This window comes from Cobetia sp., from assembly GCF_983723665.1.
Genome location: NZ_CFDJES010000005.1, coordinates 6,127 through 7,935 on the forward strand (window position 1 = coordinate 6,127; position 1,809 = coordinate 7,935).

Here is a 1,809-nt window from a genome sequence, read left to right on the forward strand (position 1 = left end):
CAGTCTCGAGATCACCCGGCGCAGGATCTGCTGCCAGAAGACACGATGAGGCGATGAAACATGCGAGTTGGCGCAGTCTCATCGTACTTTTTACGCAATGATTGCCTCACCTGCCAGCGTAAAGCCCTGTTGGGCTAGTGAAGTGAGATAGCTTCCGCTAATGTGAGCTGTCCCAACGGTGAAAATGCCGTGGGAGGCTCGTCGCGGGTCGATCACCCGCCTGGGGATGGTACCGCCACGAGTCACTGCGCATCGTGTGATAACAACAATTCAGCGGAGGAAATCTGCGTGGAAATGATCAGTTCCGTCTTTAGTGCCATCAATGGCGTCGTCTGGGGCCCATTGATGCTGATCCTGTTGCTCGGGGTCGGCTTCTATCTTCAGGCAGGCCTCAAGGGCATGCCGCTTCGCAAGTTGGGTACCGGCTTCAAGCTGTTGTGGAATGGTCGTGCGCCGGGCAAGGATGGCGACGGCGAGATTTCTCCTTTCAATGCCCTGATGACGTCGCTGTCGGCGACCATCGGTACCGGTAACATCGCGGGCGTGGCAACCGCCATCGCGCTGGGTGGCCCGGGGGCGATCTTCTGGATGTGGATCACCGCGCTGGTCGGCATGGCGACCAAGTACGCCGAGGCCGTGTGTGCCGTGCGTTATCGTGAAGTCGATGACACCGGCAACCATGTCGGTGGCCCGATGTACTACATCCGCAACGGTCTGGGCGCCAAGTGGGGCTGGCTGGGCGGTGCCTTCGCCTTCTTCGGTTGCTTCGCGGCCTTCGGCATCGGCAACACCGTGCAGTCCAACTCGGTCGCGGATGCGCTGGAAACGTCCTTCGCCATCCCGCACTGGGTCTCCGGTGTGGTGATGATGGTGCTGGCCGGCGCCGTGATTCTCGGTGGCATCAAGCGTATCTCCAGCGTGGCGGGCAAGCTGGTGCCGTTCATGGCCATCGCCTACTTCCTGGCCGGCATCATCATCCTGGTGATCAACGCCGACCAGATCGGCCATGCCTTCGGCCTCATCTTCACCTATGCCTTCAATCCGGTCGCGGCTACCGGCGGCTTTGCCGGGGCAGCGGTGATGGCCGCCATCCGCTTCGGTGTGGCGCGCGGTATCTTCTCCAATGAAGCGGGCCTGGGCAGTGCGCCCATCGCCCACGCGGCGGCGCAGACCAAGAACCCGGTCCGTCAGGGGCTGGTCGCGATGCTGGGGACCTTCATCGACACCATCATCATCTGCACCATCACGGCGCTGGCGATCATCACTTCCGGCCTGTGGTCTTCCGGGGAAACCGGCGCGGCCCTGACCTCGATGTCCTTCGATCAGGCGCTGCCGGGCGTGGGCAACCACCTGGTGGCCATCGCGCTGGCGGTCTTCGCCTTCACCACCATTCTTGGCTGGTCCTTCTATGGTGAGAAGTGCTTCCAGTACCTGTTCGGTACGCGTGCCATCATGCTGTATCGCATCGTGTTCGTGATCGCGATTCCGCTGGGCGCGATGGCCAAGCTCGACCTGATCTGGCTGATGGCGGACACCTTCAATGCGCTGATGGCGATTCCGAACCTGATCGGTCTGGCGCTGCTGTCGCCGGTGGTCTTCAAGCTGACGCGTGATTATTTTGATGGCAAGGAAGTGCTGGCTGGCGAAGATCGCTGAACGACGCTGATGACTCGCCTGGCCCTACCGTGCCACTGACTGCCTTCTGCATCGCTCGGGTCACCTGATCTGGGCGGTGCAGGCGCAGGGTGCCCTGTTCAAGTCGGCAGTGCTCTTGAGAGCAGTGCCCATGCCGGCAGGGCTCCTGACAGC

Annotated in this window: 1 protein-coding gene; it reads left to right on the plus strand. The window is 61.7% G+C overall.

Annotated elements, in window-relative coordinates:
- The first annotated feature begins 294 nt into the window (after positions 1-294).
- A complete protein-coding gene (locus AC4FAH_RS01170; RefSeq protein WP_225996440.1) occupies positions 295-1,656 on the plus strand; it encodes an alanine/glycine:cation symporter family protein in 1,362 nt (453 codons plus the stop codon).
- The last annotated feature ends 153 nt before the right edge of the window (positions 1,657-1,809 follow it).